Source organism: Sporosarcina sp. FA15 (assembly GCF_051550195.1).
Lineage (GTDB): Bacteria > Bacillota > Bacilli > Bacillales_A > Planococcaceae > Sporosarcina > Sporosarcina psychrophila.
On the sequence record NZ_CP188818.1, the window covers coordinates 3756144 to 3770240 of the forward strand.

Here is a 14097-nt window from a genome sequence, read left to right on the forward strand (position 1 = left end):
GCTTTCGAAACGGCGCTAAAATACTTCGGTTTAATGAAAGCTAGCGCAACTGGTCAATTAAAGGTACAAGGTATATTTCAAGGCATCTATGCAACGATGAGATAACTACGGCATGCAGACTAAGTCATCTTTTAAAAGATCTATTTAAAAAAGGAACTTTTTTTAGTGCAATGCAAACCGGAATAGCTACACAGATACCTACAATATTTTGAATGAGGTTTCCGGGAATTGAGGCTACCGGTATAATCCAACTACCAAATAGGACGCGTTCACAAATATAATAGACGCCTAACATAACGGGAATCGAACTGATGGTAGCTAGTAGATTGAATGTGAAACTGTTTCCTTGGCGGCCATTCGACCAGGCAATTTTTCCGACGATATATCCTTGTAAGCCTCGGGCTACAATCGTAAATGGTGCCCATAATGTCCAACCAGATACTAAATCAAATAACCCCATACCAACAGCACCGGCAATTGCTCCTTTTTTAGGACCAAATATGATGGAAATAATAAAAAGCATGCCTGTTCCAAGATGAACCAAACCGCCATTTGGTGATAGAGGTAGTTTGATATTTATTAAGAGAGTTGCAATGAATACGAGTGCAATTAACATTGATGTTTGAATTAAATCAAAAGTGCGTGATTTTGTGCTTGAATAACTTTTTGTTGTATTCATAGATATGATGTTCTGGTTCTTAGTCTTTTTGTCGGTTTGAACCAAATCAGATGTCTGTGAGTCTGTGTCGGAATAACCTTTTGTTGCGTTCATAGATCATTCCCCTTTTTTAGTAGTACTCTTATTTGTTCATAACCTTATCAAAGTTTTGGTACTTCTAAAAGTATCAATTTACACTAAAGTTTAGGGGTCAGTTTGTGGAAGAGGGATAAATTTTAGCAGGAATAAATAAGGTATATATGTTGAATTAAAGAATCCCATTGAATTTGCTATGGTGCTCAATAAGGAGAGGGTTTTAATTCGGGGTGTGGATTGTAGAACGCTTGGCGCTTCGGGAATGCCTTTCGCCGTAAGCTTGGATTAGCGCTTCGCATCCAGTCTTACGGCTTCGGCGACCCCTTTGCCGCGCCTGCGCTAGGGTGTTCATTATCGAGAAAAGTGTAATTTTGAGATGTATATGCTGAGATTATAAAGTGATTACTAGTTGCTGCTAATTATATTCAAGAAAAACGTGCTCCAGCTTGCAGTTTTCATCACAAATAATGAAATGCTCTTTCTCAAATAGACCATCCAGCGAAGACGCGACTTCGTGGTAGCCGGAGCGATAAGACTGAAAGCGGTCTCCTTTCTGGGTTATCGCGGGAGGCATCCACAAAGCGTCGAAGCGGTATTAGTGGGAATCCTAATTCATTCCAATTACAAGGGCTTTTTCAGTGGCCTCCCAAAAGCCCTTGTAAAGCGCATACGCCATATTCATTTGTTCAACATATATGGTTTCAAAATCAATCAACTAAAAACCGTGTAGGAGGGGTAATACATGGCTAGAAAAAATGATAAAGAGCAATTGGTATCTTACGATAACAGTATTAAAAAGAGTAACGAGTTTTCGATGGCGAATTTAAACCACGGCTTAACGTTAAATCAAATGCAGTTACTTGCTTACTCTATCTATTGCACACAACAAGACGGTAGCACAGAGTTTATCAAGGCTGATTTTGAAAGGAAATTCGGTCTTAAAAGATATAAGACCGAAGATGCTTATAAAGATAGCGAAAAGGTTTCTGCATTAAGATATAGCACTCAAAATTTAGAAGAAAAAAAGTTTAGGTTTACAGCTATCTTCACTGATCTCCAATATGACAACGGAACATTTAAAATTGAATGGAATCAAAAATTTGTCCCTCATATTTTGGAGTTGAAAGATTATTGTGTAACAACTGATTTAACGATTACATCAAAATTCAAAAGTAGCTTTAGCTGGACATTATACGAGTATTTAAAAGCTCGTTATGGGGCTTACTATGTATCTGCTTCAAAAGAGGCTTTCCTGCGTTTGTTTGGTGTTGAAAATAGAAAGACTTACATAGATAGTACAGCCCAATTTAAACGTGGTGTATTAGATGTAGCTATCAATGAAATTAACCAATATACCGAACTTGAAGTGTGGTTCAAAGAAAAGAAAAAAGGTCGGGCTATTGTCGGATTTGAAATACATTGGTCAACAGGTAAAACAGTTCCGTTAGCAACAGACAATCAATCAGAAGAATTAAAAAGACTGATTGACGATGTGTTTGCGCTATGGGGCGTTGTTCACAAAATGCAAAATGAAGATATTAAAGAAAGAGCGACCAAGCTAGTTATAGAAACAGAGGGTATGCGAAAAGGCAAAGGAGAACAAGTGACTTCAAAAGAAGCAAGTGAATATATTCCAAGGGCGAAAGGTTGAACAAGAACAGCCAACTTTCAATAATTTATTTATCCTTTTTTCTAACAAAGTAGTTTTTCACCGCAACTAGACAGGTTAGTTGAATATTACCCATAAAGGGGTGAGAGTTGAGGAAACTGAATGGTTGAATAAAACTTTTTTTACAAATATAACCTTTACATTATTTTACTATGCGGTAATATGTGGTAGTATTATAAAAAACGACATAGGGGAAATGATATGTATTCAATTCCGAAAAAGGGGATAATGACTTTAGTAGCAGCAGCGTGCTTCGCTTTGCCATTATCCATTGTCCAAGCTACAAACAGTGATGCCAATGAATCCAACGGAGGATTTGAAATTGTCTATGATACTGATGGTATGGTTTCAGCAAGGGCAGCCTTAGAATCTGGACCTAAAAATGGTGGGTATTGGATTCGTGGTAAAAAAGACAGTAATGTTTATTCCAGTTATAAACATTATGAAAAAATGGGATATGCTTCGGTAGTCAATGGTGAAGGGGATGCTGTTGAAGATGTATATAAGCCAGCGAACGAATATAGTACCGCTAAAGTAAAATGGACGTTGAAGGGGACAAATAAAGCTTATTACGATTTCAAATAACAAAATATATAATTAGTCTAAAAAAAGGGATGATAATCATCCCTTTTTTCAGTTAGGAGAATATTTACTAATGAAAAAAATCATCATGCTCCTTGTTTTTGTTCAACTAGTCTTATTGTCTGTCTTTTCGTTGAATGAGTATAATGCTTTTAAGAATAATCAATTGCTTTATAAAGACACTTCTAGTATTACTATTGAGATTAAATCACAGGTGGAAAGAGGAACTTCATTAAAATCGTTTGACTATTTACGGAATCTATCAGAAAAGTATCAGGTTAGTATATCAAAATATATTTTTCGAAATGAGAAGGATCTTATAATTTATACGACGGATACAATGTTAAATGGCCAAGTGGAGTTGGAAAAAGGTGCTTTTCCAAGCTTACATTCTAATCAGTTTGTATCTATGAAAAATAGAATTAGCGAGGATCAAGTCGGTATTATAAAGCAATCGGAACCTCAATTAATGATTACCATAAAAAACTTAAATGAAGCAAATAACTTCGGTGAGAATGGCATTTATTACATAGGAACTACAAATGATGTAACACTAAAGCAGATTGTATCAGATTTAAATCGCGATATAGCCACAGCTGAAATATTTAATGAGAACAATAGCTATATGAACTATACGACCTTTGGAGAAAATCTCTTATTAGTGGTGAGTATTGGAATCGTTGCTCTTTGTATATTTATCGCTTTTGCGTACTATATAGTTGATAAACTAAAGGTAATATCCATTTTAAGAACTGTAGGATTCAGTTCAGAGAGAGTAAGTCTATACCTCATTAGAGATATTCTAAAACCAATGCTACTCTCAACTCTCAGTGCTTATATTGTGTGTACTACTTATTACTGGTTATTTTACCAGGCTGATTATTTAAAAGAATTAAGTTGTATATACATGTTATATTCATTTTTTGTAGTGTTCATTTACGTCTTATTTCTATTTCTCAGTCTTTGCTTCATAGTGAGAAATAGTAGAATAACGGTCTCTATTAAAGGAAGGAAACCGTTTGCTGTTTTAGCATTTGTCAACTATTGTTTAAAGTTTATATTTGTCGGATTTTTATTGTTTTCTATTAATCAGTTACTGGAAAACACATCTACATTAGAAGCAAAGTTGTCTAACCTATCGGTATGGGAGAAAACGCAAAACGTATACACTACTGTAACTACATATACCGGGCGTGGGAATGACTATGAATTGAATAAAAAATTGAAGAATTATTATATAGATCTAGAACAAAATCACAAAGCTTTTTTAATGAATGCAGCTAACTATTCAGATACCGGAGACGGTGAACTTCTATATGAATTAAATACAAATGGTGAGGATACTCTTATATCACCAAGTGGGAAAATGGTTATTATAAACACCAACTACTTAGAATATAATCCAATTAAAGCATCTACTATTACAGTCGAGGACCAGATTATTGATAATGAAAATACTCTTAATATATTTGTCCCTAATAAATTAAAATCATTAGAGGAGAAAATATATGAGAAGTATAAAAGGTGGTTTTATTTCCAAAAGGTTGAGGTGGCTAATGTATACAACAAAGAAGCAAATAAAAAATTAGATAGTACTAAATTAGAAGAATTATCTATCAACATTATTTATGTAAAAGATAATCAAAATTACTTTACGTTCAGTCCAGATATAGGAGAAGAAAACGGTTTTCTTATTACAGATCCTATAGCTATTATTTTAAAACAGAATCTCGCTGATCAAGTATACAAAGCCTTTCTTTCTAGCAGTTTTTATTTTCACTCAAATAGTGCCGACCCTTACAGTATTTTGAGGCCTTTAATTACAAAAAATGATGTTCAATCCTCAATTCAGCGTGTAAAACCTGTCTATAATGTATATGGAAAAGAAATAGAGTCTTTACAATCACAAAAGAGAATGAATAGTATTATTGTTTTCATTTTAGCTATGTCAAATTTTATCGTGACATTTAATATCGTTGCAAGCTATTATCAAAAAAACAAGATAAAATTATACATCCAAAAGTTATTTGGCTATAGTATGTTAAAAAGAAATTGGTCAATGCTTATTTTACTAATCCTTATTAATGTTGTTCCAATTCTTATTGCGGTTATGATGTATGGGGAAAACCTACTTGTTTATGGAGGACTTATAATCGGGTTGGAAATTTTAGTTGGTATCTTTATTGACCAAGTTATATTTAAAAAGACTTTTAATTCTATAATCAAAGGAGAACATTAAATTGATAGAACTAATTAATATTTCAAAGAAATTTCATGGTAGAACAATATTTGAGGAGTATAATTTGAAAATTAAAAAAGGGGATTTTATATCTATTGTTGGAGAAAGTGGCACAGGAAAAACAACTCTATTAAACGTAATTGGACTGTTAGAACGACCTGATAGTGGTGATTTAATCGTTGATGGAAAAAGTAATTTAACAAAAAAGCAAATCTTGTTATTGCAAAGGAATAGTTTTGGATACTTGTTCCAAAACTATGCATTGATTGATAATGAGACAGTAGAGAAAAACTTATTAATAGCTCTTGCATATAGAAAAAACATAAATAAAAAAGAGGAAATTAAAAATGCTTTAAAAGCGGTTAATCTTTCTAACTATGAAAATAGAAAAGTCTATGAATTGAGTGGTGGGGAACAACAAAGAATAGCGTTAGCTAGAGTTATCCTGAAGAAATGTGATTATATATTAGCGGATGAACCTACAGGTAATCTCGACAAAAATAATAGTACTGTCATTTTTGATGTTTTAAAAACCCTTAATCGAGAAGGTAAAACTATTGTGTTTGTAACACATGACCTTGAATTAGCAAACCGCGCAACTACCAGAATTGAGTTATAGTCTTTTGGCACAAGTTTATAGGATCTAGGCAATAAGAAAAGCGTAGAAGAACATGCAAAAGCCATATGTGAAAATTCTAAGAAGTACGGATTCCCATTAAAATATAAACCCAAACAGAAAAGTTGAGCCCGAGAGCTCAACTTTTCTTTATTGAGTAGTTATTTTCTGGCCAAATACACGTTGATCACTTCAACTCGTTCATGACCAACTTCTTTTGTGACAATTGCTGCAGCTTGTAACTTAGAATAGCCTTTATCTATTTCTTGAACTTTCCGATAATAAAGGACTGAAAGATACATTTTCTATCCTATTGAAGCGAAAAATGGGAAATGGCGACAGGTTCCGTTGTCTGCTCAAGGTCGGCAGGTGATGGAAAGCAGAATTCAGGACGTTCCAAGAGGTGGCCGGCTGTTTATTCGTCCTGGAGAGAGGACACATGCAGCAGTAAATCGTTCGATTCTGGATGTAGTTGTATCGCAAACCGTGATAGGTTAAAGCATTGGCCTTTCCCTCATACATACGGATTTCTCGGCCTTCGATCGTTTCGAATTTTGGGAACATCCTTCTTGATTTTTGTATGATATTCCGTATTGCGAATTTTGATAACTCGCCATGAATCGAATGAAAAAAAGCCCCTGGTCCGATTTTTAATCACAGCAAAAAAGAACTGTGTCTCAATCGGTCCAAAGACCTCTATTAGTCATCACCGATCCCGCATGGGTTCGGTATTAAAAGTTAAAGTAAGTTGATATGCAATAAGTTTATCATTTCATTTCGAAGTTTTCAATTGCTATATTGAATTGTTTTGAAATATAACAGCGACCCTGTTTTTGTTACCTTTTAACTCTCATATAGATGCGGTTGACATAACACCCGTTCACGGAAGTAGTTAACTCCATTACTATTGAGTAATGGAGTTTGTAAGAATGTAAATACAGATAACTTGTGAGACAATTAGCACTTCCGTTCAGATATATGGATAGGTCGCTTTTTAACAAATCATCTTGACTTTGATTTCAGCTTAAAGGTTCATCGTGAATAGTATCAAAAATACCCTTATAACCCATTTTTATATAATCAATATTCTTAGGGTCTTTAGAAAGGATATTGATTACGTCTCCGCTCGCTCCGAAATGGATTAGATACTTACTCGTAACAATAATAAATAAAGCATTGAAAGCACAAGTGTTTTTATTGAGAAGTACATCTATTGTATATAAGATTGCCTCACTTACTGGTACATCTTTTATTGATGCAATCTTACCAAACCCATCGTCAAGATCAAACTCTTCACTTGTTAGTTTATATTCTTTCCAATTAACTAAACATATACGCTTTGATAAGTTTTTAGCAATATATTTCTTTCTCCTATTGTATTCTAGGGAAATGAATAGATCGATAGTTGGCTCACCCAACGTGAGGTCGTTAATAAACTTTTGAATACCTTTTACTCGAACTTCACTAAAAAAATCCGTGGAGAATCTAACACGATTCTCCACGGGTGCATCAAAATACATAGAAGAACTCCACGGTTCAGTTAGGAGAACCCCGGACTTAGTATTAATGGATTTAGTCGGCGACCCTGTCGAGTTTCGTATCATACGTACCACTCCTTCTATCTTTTGAACAGAGATTTTGCGGCGAAGTGCCACCTTTCCAAGCAGCCTTACCGCTATGATTATCTATATCACGAGATATATAACCAGGCCCTTTTGTGGATTTTTTCACCTTATCAAAAATCGCGGCTTTACCACATTTCTCACTAATTTTTTTATAACCAAGTTTTTTTGCAGCTGCTTCTGCTTCCTTATCTGTCTTGTATACAGGATCATTTTTAGAAAAAAGTAAATTTATGATATTCTTTGCAACTGAAGTAGTGGCTTCCCACATCACATCTCCAATAATAACAGCACCTGTTACAAGTACCATAACTGTTCTTCTCGGAAGTAGTTAACTTCATTACTCAATAAGATAAAGCTGCCCTGTAAAGGCAGCCGATACTTAAACTAAAGCAACCCTTTTGTTACTTCTCTTTTGGCACGGATTAGTGTGCTTTTAGAAATCCCTATAATTTCTTCTACTTGCGTATAGGAATTTGTTTCTAATAGCTGTAAAGCGTGTGCTACTTGCTTTTTAGTGAATTTCTTCGGTCTACCTTCACGAAAATCAGGATTCTGCTTCGCAATTGCTTTACCCTCTGCTAATCGTTCAACTATCATATCCCTGTCAAATTCCGCAATGGCTGATAACATTCTTAAAATTAATCTGCCCATTGATGTATCTTCTACAAGTCCCATATTTAATATGTGAACCTTGATTCCTTTTGAAAGCAATTCTTTGATTAGATTTACCCCATCTTCTGCCGATCTTGCGAAACGGTCTAGCTTCGTAACTACCAATGTATCCCCTTTTTTCAGCAATGAAAGTAACTCTACAAATTGGGGGCGATCCGCTTTAGTTCCAGTGAATTTCTCGGAATAAATTTTGTCACAACCTTCACTTTTCAATGTCTGTAGCTGTAACTCTAAATCTTGTGATGCTGTACTTACGCGACCATAACCATATTTCATATGTATTTGCCCCCCTTTTTTGCGGTCTATTTATGACACTTAGTTACGACACCGATTGATGCCTTGATATTACTGCATCCTGATTTTGGTGTCAATACTTAGAAGTTACGACACCTAAAGAGAATAAAAAAAAGACGGTCTATTGACAGTCCTGTTTAATAAGTTATCCCTTTATTAGAAAACACTTGTATATCATATTGTGCTAAATCTACTTTAGATAATTTTTTTTGTAAGTATGATTCAACTTTAGGTATATCATTTTTATCGTAAACATCTATCCGAATTACGAATCTCGTTTTATCAACTTCATCAATTACACCTTCTTCACCAACTTGGATACTTTGCACTTCATATCTGTCCATTGCAGACACAACAACGTTCTCTGCACTATATGACTCTTTTTGTGAATACCAAAATAGTGCAGATCCTATAACAAAACACGTTAAAAAGAAAATTACTGGCTTTCTTTTCAAACTCATTTTTCCACCTCCGTTTTTGTTCGATTATCTTTTTCCTTATTATACCATAATTGCGGCGACACCACTAGCACCACCACACCACGGATAGATGGAAAGGCAGACAGCTAGACAGTAAGGCGATGACAGCCCACCAAACCAACAGCAGCAGCGAGAGAGAACGCGAGATCCGCGAGGCTGAGATTGTCACAACCCAACACATATGACGGTCAAACAAGAACCCACTACCTACGCGGTTCCAGTACTATCTAAAGTCTATGTCTAATGTAGGGGGGGCCAATGCTACGGATTCGACGATTAACGATTAACCACTACCATTAGATTAGTAATCACTGTCATAGTCGGAATGGATACCCACCGAGGTACCTTGTCTGGGGGGTGGCTGTCTCCTGTACTTTTTGCATACATAGTAAATTTGAGAACCTCGTCGGGGGATTAATACTACATAAACACCACAAACAGCATACCTACAGTCAATATAGGAACGACTTCTCGATGTCCTACCCATCTAACCGCTAAATAGAAGGAAGGGTATACTTTCAATTTCAATATTCAATAGCAGCCATTAAAAAAATAATTTTTTCGGTGGGGAAATCCAAACCTTTTTTGGGAATGCTCACTTCAGTTGTAGAGGTTATCGAAATTATGTTACGAAAACGGTGGAATAATTTCCATTATCATACCGTTATTCTTCGTTTACCCCCTCGTTATACTCACCAATTCATTTTCCAGTTCACTTTTGGATTCATTTTCGATATGCCACCTAATAGTGGAAACATTGAGTCCCAGCTGCAATGCAATAAATAAGATACTTACATTCTTTTCTTACGCCCCCCTATACTCTACATGTTTGGTATATATATCTTTTGACCTTATTTACTTGACTTTATCCTTGACGCTTTTCACACTAGACGATTGCTTGCAAGTTGGGAGAGGAAGACAGATTTTAATCCCGTAGAAAATTTAGGGACTCAATACGCAATAAAAAAGCTACCTTGTAAAGGCAGCCGATACTTAAACTAAAATACCCGTTAGTTTATGTAGATTAAGGTGAAGGGATTGCAGTAGTTGAGAAATACATCAATAGTGAAACAAGCATTAAAGCCAGGATAAGTAAAAAGATACGTTTCATCAACTTCACCTCCCTCAAAAAGGAATGTTTCCATTTGTGAACATTAATCTGTCCCGTTAGTTTAACAAGTAATTGGATTAATTCCACGAGATCAAACTGTAAATACAGCGAACAGAACGTTGGACGATTGTGATTTATATTAAAAGAGTTACTGGGTTAATTGAATTACAGAATTTCGGAATCGAGTTAATCCGGAATTTGAATTTCTCGTTTTCTAGTGGAATCTTGTTCAAAATGAAAAACGGAATGCGGAATTCGGGATTTTGATTTTTGAAGAAAAAATGTATATGGGTTCTGGGAAACGTAATGTGAAATAGTGTATTTGATACTAAAGTGTGTTCGGGGTTCTTCGAATAGCGAGTTAATAGTAATTGTGGAAAATTGGGGAAAATTTTATTTTTTTGTGCTAATATGGAAAAGAATATCCTTCATTTTACATTTTATAAGTTTATTCAAATAAAAAAAGGCGTGATTCGAATGAAAAAAAGTAAAAATTATTTAGTTTTAGTTCTGTGTTTTGTATTATCATTTAGCACTATTTTTACCATGAGTAGGTCTGTTGAAGCTGAAGAATACTCGGCAGATGAGTTTATTGAATTATTTTTGTCTGGTGAAGTGAATAATGAGGTTTTAGAACTAGAACCATTTGAAATTGAATTGATAAATGAAGCTATAAAAGTTCATGAGAGAAATGGAAAATCTGAGATTAAAATGTTTGCAGCAGCAGTAGGAATCGGCAATTTTGTTACTAATATAACAATTATAGGTGTAGGGACGGTTGCAATTTATACTGGTGGCGTTATGATAGGAAATATTATAGCGAGTACGGGAAGTGCACTTTTTAATACAGTAAAATCTGTTGTTTCTCCATATATTACTGGGGCTACTATTCCAAAATCATTGAGGAAAGATGGTAACACTGTTGATTTAGGGCAATTTAAAGATAAACATCTTAATACTCCTTTGAATAAGAATTCCGGTGAATTTTTCAATGGAAAATGGAGTGTCGATAAAGATACAGGAGGACATGGAGGGAGGAAGTGGAAAATAAAGAAAAACGGAGACAGAAAAGCGTCCTTAGACAAGAATGGAAAAATTTTAGCTGATTAAAGGAGAGAGAGTATGAAAATTAATGAATGGACAATCGATATTTCTGAAAATCTTAAAACTTACTGGGATAAGGATAATAAGCGATTAGCTGTATTGACAAAAGATGATGACGAAATTCATTTAACTCTAGAGTTTGATGAGGAAAATAATGTTGTTATTCATCCTAGGTGGAACGTGAATTTCATTTTAAATGGTGAAAAGTCTATTAAAATTACTACCAATAGCTAATCTAGTAAATTAGAGAAAAAAAGCGTGGCAATTGCTACGCTTTTTTTTTTGCCTTTTCAAAAGGGGCAAGGTCTTATTTCCAAAACATCCACCATTTTTTTGTTGGGTGGATGCAATTTGTTTTTTTACTTCTTGGGTTTCTCTAAGAGCGATCAATAAAATTTTATCTCTTTCGACCTGGCGTATTTCGTGAGCTTCGAGTAGCTCCAATATTTTTTGATTAAATTCATTCTGTGATTAGTGAATTTGTTTTCACACAATTATGCTACATGCACAACAGGTTAACATAACGCGAGTTCACGGCAGTAGTTAACTCCATTACTCAATAAGAAAAAGTTGCCATGAAAGGCAGCCAATACTTGAACTAAATCACCCGTTAGTTGAAGAAGAAAAAAGAGACGCATATTAAACAATCGCGCCCGTTAGATAGAGTAAAGACTATTTCTAAAAACTTCTATAAAAATCATTGGGTAACTGGCACTTTTTCAATAGTCAACAAATGCCCTTCTTGCAATAAAAGTTGTTTTGGATCAATAATTTCGTGTAGCAGTAATTTATGTTTCTTCTGTACTCTCAGCTCCACTTTATTTGAGTTTAATAAATTAGCTACTTGCATTGTACACGCTTTATAAGGTGCGGTGTGGTTACGAATATATTGCAATAGCTCCCGCGATTCCCGTTCTTTTTCAATGCCATTATAAATTTCCAACTGAATTGGATAATCAAAACCTGGGATTACACCTGCATGTGTCTCAGTAAAGTCAACTGAACCATTGCCTAACCTCATTATTTTATCTGAGGCTAAATAATAATAATTTGTCATCTTACTACCTCTTTTCGATAAAATGGCCCGATTGTTGAACAAGAAATTGGATTCGCTACATGAGATCAATCTGCAAACCTTCGAATTGATCGCTGAACAATCTTGCATGCGCCATACACAGCAGGTTGACATAACACCAATTCTCGGCAGTTGTTTCCAACAGGCAACCCCTTGTCATGCCTCAGTTTCTCTCCTATAGCCCTTCCCTTTTTTATGCATCAAATTTTTATACATCGTTGAATTAACGGGCTTTCTGGTGATCGCTAGACGTGTCTAAACGAATAATTATACAAAATCCTTTCGCCATTTCTGCTGATCTTCTTCGGTTTTCTAAAAACGCTCACAGATAGTCTAGAATCATCCGTAAAAGAAGAGGTAAAGACATATACACCTATTTCCGTTTATCATTGGTCTATGAGCAACCTGTGCGTTTCCGTGGCTATATTTGATAGTCTGAGAGAGTAGGACTTGTCCTTTTTGAGGATTTATCCTCTTTTTTTCTAGTAAGATCCTTTTGTGTCTAAGTGTAATAATTCGTCTTGATTTTTTATAGAAAAAGAGAAATGCATGTTAATTAGCGAATTCTATATAATGATTTTATTTAAAGACTTAATAGACTTAGTAACCTTTAACAGACTCATGAACCTAGAGCCACAAGGTTTTGCGAGTTTAGGGTGGACCCTGCCGCAAGGGGGAAGTTTCGCTATTTGAGAAAACAGTAATATCCGAAAAAGCACATCAACGTATAAAGCAGATGTGCTTTTTCGGATAGCTTGCATTGATGTAGTTGATTGTTACTCTATCTCCATTTGGTCAATGCCCTTTTTCACAACAAACCCCAAATGCCTCCCACATTGTCTATCCTCTCGATAAGAAAAACCATCCGGATCTACATACGTGCAAGTTCGATCAATCGCAATCTGCTCAGCTGGAATTCCCGCCAACTCACATTGCCTTTTCACGGCGAGCTGATTATCGATGTGATATTTGTGAGTGTCGTCATTGTAATACATAAAATCATCCGCATAGCCAAGTGCTTTAAATTTTAAATAGACATCTTCATCGACTTCAAATTTTTCCTGGCTTAGCGCCGCACCAATCTGGACGTGAAAATCGCTCGGATTACAGCGTTCAACTTGTGTTAAATGTTCGAACAGTTTCGACGTGATTTCTTTGACTGTGCCTTGCCATCCAGAATGGATCACGCCGATGAGGCCGTTCACTTCATTGTAAAAAATCACAGGTACACAATCAGCAGTAAAGCTGCATAATACAAGATTGGGCTCATAGGTATACAAGGCGTCTGTGTCCGCAATGGCGGTGTCCATTCGCTCGGCACCTTGTCCTTTATCGTTGAGCGTCACGCGATAGAAATTAGCGCTGTGTGTTTGAGTGGCACAAACGAAGTCACTCAGCTCGAGTTGTAAGGAAGCGGCTAATCTTTTTCGGTTTTCAATTATATTATCGGTTTTTTTGCAGGCATGGAGCGCCATGTTGTTGTGTTCAAGTTCGGCTCCGTCTTTCATGGTCATCCCTGCTATAAATTTGTCATTGTTTACGTAAATCTTTGTTTTCATATCATCACCTAGCTTTACTATACCTTACTATCTATTCAAAAAAAATCATGGCTTTCGATAATGTTGATGAAGAAATTCATGAATTTTATGTTGCGGCTTACCGCTATATACTAGGCACTTTAAATTTATATTTAGAATTCAATAGAAACTTTAATAATCTCCTTGTACGACGAAGCGGTATTGGAAAATGCTCCCTAGTATTAAGCACAAAAAAACAACTTGCTTCCATTTTGTTAAGTACCGAGTATCTAGTTGCAAGAATGTGAAAATATGGTCACCCATTAAAGGATATAATTGTCCTTCAAATGGATGTCTGTT

Annotated in this window: 15 protein-coding genes; 6 read left to right on the plus strand and 9 right to left on the minus strand. The window is 35.4% G+C overall.

Annotation, left to right across the window (positions count from 1 at the left end):
- Nucleotides 1-124: 124 nt before the first annotated feature.
- Nucleotides 125-679: an ECF transporter S component gene (locus tag ACP8HG_RS17725; RefSeq protein ID WP_438298674.1), complete on the minus strand. Its 555-nt coding sequence runs from the start codon at nucleotides 677-679 to the stop codon at nucleotides 125-127.
- An 817-nt stretch (nucleotides 680-1496) separates the two neighbouring features.
- Here ACP8HG_RS17725 and ACP8HG_RS17730 point away from each other — a divergent pair.
- From ACP8HG_RS17730 to ACP8HG_RS17745, 4 genes are all read left to right on the plus strand, one after another.
- Nucleotides 1497-2405 (plus strand): replication initiation protein, encoded by a 909-nt coding sequence (locus ACP8HG_RS17730; protein ID WP_438297440.1) that lies wholly within the window; start codon nucleotides 1497-1499, stop codon nucleotides 2403-2405.
- Nucleotides 2406-2624: 219 nt separating this feature from the next.
- Entirely contained in the window at nucleotides 2625-3008 is a 384-nt protein-coding gene (locus ACP8HG_RS17735) for a lactococcin 972 family bacteriocin (protein ID WP_438297442.1), read from the plus strand.
- A 70-nt stretch (nucleotides 3009-3078) separates the two neighbouring features.
- Nucleotides 3079-5244 carry a DUF1430 domain-containing protein gene (locus ACP8HG_RS17740; protein ID WP_438297444.1) on the plus strand — a complete coding sequence of 722 codons (2166 nt, stop codon included), beginning with the start codon at nucleotides 3079-3081 and terminating at the stop codon, nucleotides 5242-5244.
- A gap of 1 nt (nucleotide 5245) precedes the next feature.
- Entirely contained in the window at nucleotides 5246-5863 is a 618-nt protein-coding gene (locus tag ACP8HG_RS17745) for a putative bacteriocin export ABC transporter (protein ID WP_438297446.1), read from the plus strand.
- A gap of 158 nt (nucleotides 5864-6021) precedes the next feature.
- Here ACP8HG_RS17745 and ACP8HG_RS17750 read toward each other — a convergent pair whose 3' ends face one another.
- The 5 genes from ACP8HG_RS17750 to ACP8HG_RS17770 form a co-directional block, all read right to left on the minus strand.
- Complete coding sequence (locus ACP8HG_RS17750) at nucleotides 6022-6162, minus strand: hypothetical protein (protein ID WP_438297448.1); 141 nt, start codon at nucleotides 6160-6162, stop codon at nucleotides 6022-6024.
- A gap of 717 nt (nucleotides 6163-6879) precedes the next feature.
- Nucleotides 6880-7380: a hypothetical protein gene (locus ACP8HG_RS17755; RefSeq protein WP_438297450.1), complete on the minus strand. Its 501-nt coding sequence runs from the start codon at nucleotides 7378-7380 to the stop codon at nucleotides 6880-6882.
- A gap of 52 nt (nucleotides 7381-7432) precedes the next feature.
- A complete protein-coding gene (locus tag ACP8HG_RS17760) occupies nucleotides 7433-7792 on the minus strand; it encodes a toxin C-terminal domain-containing protein (protein ID WP_438297452.1) in 360 nt (119 codons plus the stop codon).
- 77 nt (nucleotides 7793-7869) lie between these two features.
- Entirely contained in the window at nucleotides 7870-8433 is a 564-nt protein-coding gene (locus ACP8HG_RS17765) for a recombinase family protein (RefSeq protein ID WP_438297454.1), read from the minus strand.
- A gap of 155 nt (nucleotides 8434-8588) precedes the next feature.
- Entirely contained in the window at nucleotides 8589-8912 is a 324-nt protein-coding gene (locus tag ACP8HG_RS17770; RefSeq protein WP_340741223.1) for a hypothetical protein, read from the minus strand.
- 1540 nt (nucleotides 8913-10452) lie between these two features.
- Here ACP8HG_RS17770 and ACP8HG_RS17775 point away from each other — a divergent pair.
- Together ACP8HG_RS17775 and ACP8HG_RS17780 are read left to right on the plus strand one after the other, a co-directional pair.
- A complete protein-coding gene (locus ACP8HG_RS17775) occupies nucleotides 10453-11151 on the plus strand; it encodes a hypothetical protein (RefSeq protein WP_438297456.1) in 699 nt (232 codons plus the stop codon).
- Nucleotides 11152-11163: 12 nt separating this feature from the next.
- Entirely contained in the window at nucleotides 11164-11379 is a 216-nt protein-coding gene (locus tag ACP8HG_RS17780) for a hypothetical protein (protein ID WP_354313353.1), read from the plus strand.
- 9 nt (nucleotides 11380-11388) lie between these two features.
- Here ACP8HG_RS17780 and ACP8HG_RS17785 read toward each other — a convergent pair whose 3' ends face one another.
- From ACP8HG_RS17785 to pgeF, 3 genes are all read right to left on the minus strand, one after another.
- Nucleotides 11389-11589, minus strand: coding sequence for a DUF3967 domain-containing protein (locus ACP8HG_RS17785; RefSeq protein WP_438297458.1), 201 nt, complete (start codon nucleotides 11587-11589; stop codon nucleotides 11389-11391).
- A gap of 253 nt (nucleotides 11590-11842) precedes the next feature.
- Complete coding sequence (locus ACP8HG_RS17790; RefSeq protein ID WP_438297460.1) at nucleotides 11843-12202, minus strand: hypothetical protein; 360 nt, start codon at nucleotides 12200-12202, stop codon at nucleotides 11843-11845.
- 794 nt (nucleotides 12203-12996) lie between these two features.
- Nucleotides 12997-13779, minus strand: a complete 783-nt coding sequence (pgeF, locus tag ACP8HG_RS17795; RefSeq protein WP_354313350.1) for a peptidoglycan editing factor PgeF — start codon at nucleotides 13777-13779, stop codon at nucleotides 12997-12999.
- Nucleotides 13780-14097: the final 318 nt, after the last annotated feature.

Excerpts from the sequence above, each read along its gene's own strand:
- ACP8HG_RS17735 (WP_438297442.1), top strand. The coding sequence starts at position 2,625 with ATGTATTCAATTCCGAAAAAGGGGATAATGACTTTAGTAGCAGCAGCG.
- ACP8HG_RS17775 (WP_438297456.1), top strand. The coding sequence starts at position 10,453 with ATGGAAAAGAATATCCTTCATTTTACATTTTATAAGTTTATTCAAATA.
- ACP8HG_RS17790 (WP_438297460.1), bottom strand. The coding sequence starts at position 12,202 with ATGACAAATTATTATTATTTAGCCTCAGATAAAATAATGAGGTTAGGC.
- pgeF (WP_354313350.1), bottom strand. The coding sequence starts at position 13,779 with ATGAAAACAAAGATTTACGTAAACAATGACAAATTTATAGCAGGGATG.
- ACP8HG_RS17760 (WP_438297452.1), bottom strand. The coding sequence starts at position 7,792 with ATGGTACTTGTAACAGGTGCTGTTATTATTGGAGATGTGATGTGGGAA.
- ACP8HG_RS17755 (WP_438297450.1), bottom strand. The coding sequence starts at position 7,380 with ATGTATTTTGATGCACCCGTGGAGAATCGTGTTAGATTCTCCACGGAT.
- ACP8HG_RS17770 (WP_340741223.1), bottom strand. The coding sequence starts at position 8,912 with ATGAGTTTGAAAAGAAAGCCAGTAATTTTCTTTTTAACGTGTTTTGTT.
- ACP8HG_RS17750 (WP_438297448.1), bottom strand. The coding sequence starts at position 6,162 with ATGTATCTTTCAGTCCTTTATTATCGGAAAGTTCAAGAAATAGATAAA.
- ACP8HG_RS17725 (WP_438298674.1), bottom strand. The coding sequence starts at position 679 with ATGAATACAACAAAAAGTTATTCAAGCACAAAATCACGCACTTTTGAT.
- ACP8HG_RS17780 (WP_354313353.1), top strand. The coding sequence starts at position 11,164 with ATGAAAATTAATGAATGGACAATCGATATTTCTGAAAATCTTAAAACT.
- ACP8HG_RS17765 (WP_438297454.1), bottom strand. The coding sequence starts at position 8,433 with ATGAAATATGGTTATGGTCGCGTAAGTACAGCATCACAAGATTTAGAG.
- ACP8HG_RS17740 (WP_438297444.1), top strand. The coding sequence starts at position 3,079 with ATGAAAAAAATCATCATGCTCCTTGTTTTTGTTCAACTAGTCTTATTG.
- ACP8HG_RS17730 (WP_438297440.1), top strand. The coding sequence starts at position 1,497 with ATGGCTAGAAAAAATGATAAAGAGCAATTGGTATCTTACGATAACAGT.